1 protein-coding gene is annotated in these 2,569 nt (G+C 25.1%); it reads right to left on the bottom strand.

Annotation, left to right across the window (positions count from 1 at the left end):
* Nucleotides 1-50: 50 nt before the first annotated feature.
* Entirely contained in the window at nt 51-2,390 is a 2,340-nt protein-coding gene (hypF, locus tag BGI41_RS07710; RefSeq protein WP_088540118.1) for a carbamoyltransferase HypF, read from the bottom strand.
* Between the last annotated feature and the right edge of the window lie 179 nt (nt 2,391-2,569).

The raw sequence follows: 2,569 nt of genomic DNA, 5'->3' as shown, positions 1-2,569 counted from the left end.
ATAAAATAATATAATTTATTAAAAATTTAGTTTAATTATATTATATAATATTATAAATATTGACTTGCTACAATAGATTGACCTAAAGAAACAGATCCATCACCACAACAGGAATTATCATGTTGTATGAAATTATATCCTGCATTTTCTATAATATTTTTACAAGTTAAAGTGATTTCTTCATTATAGAAAACACCACCTGTAGCTCCAATATCTTTAATATTTTTATCTTCTGCAGCTAATATAGCTATTTTACTAAGACCTTCTGCTATAGCTCTTTGTGCAGCAGATGCAATTTCTTTTGTTTTTTCGTTTTTGTTTTTAAGATTAATTACTTCTTCTAATATACTTGTTGTATCTAAAATATATCTATTAGATTTTTTATAGATATTTATTGGAATATTTAAATCTTGATTAGCACCATATGCTGCAGATTCTAATTTCATACTAGCTTCTCCTTCATAGCTACGTGAACCACAAATATTTAATGCAGTAGATACAGAATCTAATACTCTTCCAGTACTTGTACTTATTCCAACATTAAGATTAGAGTTAATTTGTTTTACAAGACTATTTATTTCTACTGAACCATAATTAAAGTAATTTTTATAGTTTTTATTCATTAAGTTAATTATATCTTCCGTATTTGTTTTTTCATCATTTAATAATATAGACATTAACATTCTTGCAGGATATTTAGTACATAAATCTCCACCAGGCATTTTTTGTTCTTGAAGTGAACCAAGTCTTTCATAATTTTTAATATCTGTATATAATATTTCTCCACCCCAAGCTGTTTTATTATCTCCATAACCTACTCCATCTGCTGCAATGAATATTAATTCATCAAGATTATTATCATTTGCAAGGTTAATTCCATGTGCATGGTGGTGTTGAACAGGTATAAGTGGTGCATTAAATTTTTTAGAGTATTCTTTTCCAAGTTTTGTTGTAAAAAATTGTGGATGCATATCACATGCAATTAAATCAAAATCTTGTGTTTTTGTAATAATCATCATATGTTTAATAGCATCTTGTAAAAATTCATATGTTTTATATTTATTTGTATTACCAATATGTTGTGATACATATGCAAGACCATGATTTAATATAGTAAATGTTACATCAAGTTCTGGACCAAGAGCTAATATATTTTTATTGTTTATATTCTCATTTAATGCTTTAATTTTACTTGATATTTCATATGGTTCTGGAGTATATCCTCTTGAACGTCTAATAAATGAAAGTTTATTATTTCTATATTTAATAACTGAATCATCGCAGCGATTTATGATTTTTCTATTGTGTATTAATGCATAATCATATATTCCTTCAAGATTATTTAGTATACTTTCATTATCAATCATCATAGGTTCTCCAGGAATATTAGCAGAAGTCATAATATATGCTAAATCTCCATTAATTTTTTCATTTTCAATAAATAAAAGATGATGTAATGGTGTATAAGGTAACATTATACCTATTGTATGTAATCCAGGTGCAACTGAATCTCCAAGATTATAATCTTTACTTTTTTTACATACAACTATAGGTCTTTGTCTTGAGTTTAAACTTTCTTTTTCAAGTTGACTAATATCTGCATATTTACTAGCATTTTTAATATTGTGTGACATTACTGCAAATGCTTGAGAAGGTCTATTTAATCTAGATCTTAATTTTTCTACAACTTCATTATCACTTGTTTTACAAACAAGATGTGTTCCACCAATTCCTTTTAAAGCTATTATATTTCCTTCATCAAGTAATTTTATAGTTTCTTTAATTAGATTATCATTTTCAATTAGATTTTTATCTGAATCATATAATTTAAGTGAAGGTCCACATTTACTACAGCACATTGCTTCTGCATGGTAACGTCTATCTAATGGATTTTTATATTCTTTTTCACATTCATCACATAGTGGAAATTCATCCATACTAGTTTTATCTCTATCATATGGTACAGATTCAATTACTGTAAAACGAGGTCCACAATCACAACAAGCATTAAATGGATAATAATATCTTCTATTATTAGGATTAGTAATTTCTTCAAGACATTTGTCACATGTTGCAACATCTGGTGGAATAACTGAACTTCCACTATAATTATCTGAACTTTTAAGTATCTTAAAATCAGTATATTTTTTATCTGAATCTATCCATTCAAGTTGGAATTTTTCTATTTTAGCTATTGGAGGAAGTTCATTGTATAAAATTGTTTTAAATTCTAATATGTCATTTTTATTTCCTTGTAAAATTATTTCTACAATATTTCCAAGGTTTCTAATACTTCCATTTAATTTTAGTTTACTAACTATTCTGTATACTGTTGGTCTAAATCCTACTCCTTGAACTATTCCTGAAACTAAAATTTTACTTGTTACCATTATTATCACAAAATTAATCTTAATTTAATAAATATCTTACATTTTTACTTTTAATATTTTAATTTAATACTTGTTTAATTCAATAAATATTATAATTTTTTAGTTTTAATTATAGCTATTTTTAATAATTAACATAGTTTAGTAAAAATATTTCTTATTTATTTTTATAAGTGTATATC

This window comes from Methanobrevibacter sp. 87.7 (assembly GCF_002208625.1).
Taxonomy (GTDB): domain Archaea; phylum Methanobacteriota; class Methanobacteria; order Methanobacteriales; family Methanobacteriaceae; genus Methanarmilla.
Note: the sequence above shows the minus strand (reverse complement) of the source record. Positions and strands in the feature narration are given on the sequence as shown.

Bases quoted from the DNA above. Each gene is read 5' to 3' on its own strand.
- hypF (WP_088540118.1), bottom strand. From the start codon at position 2,390: ATGGTAACAAGTAAAATTTTAGTTTCAGGAATAGTTCAAGGAGTAGGA.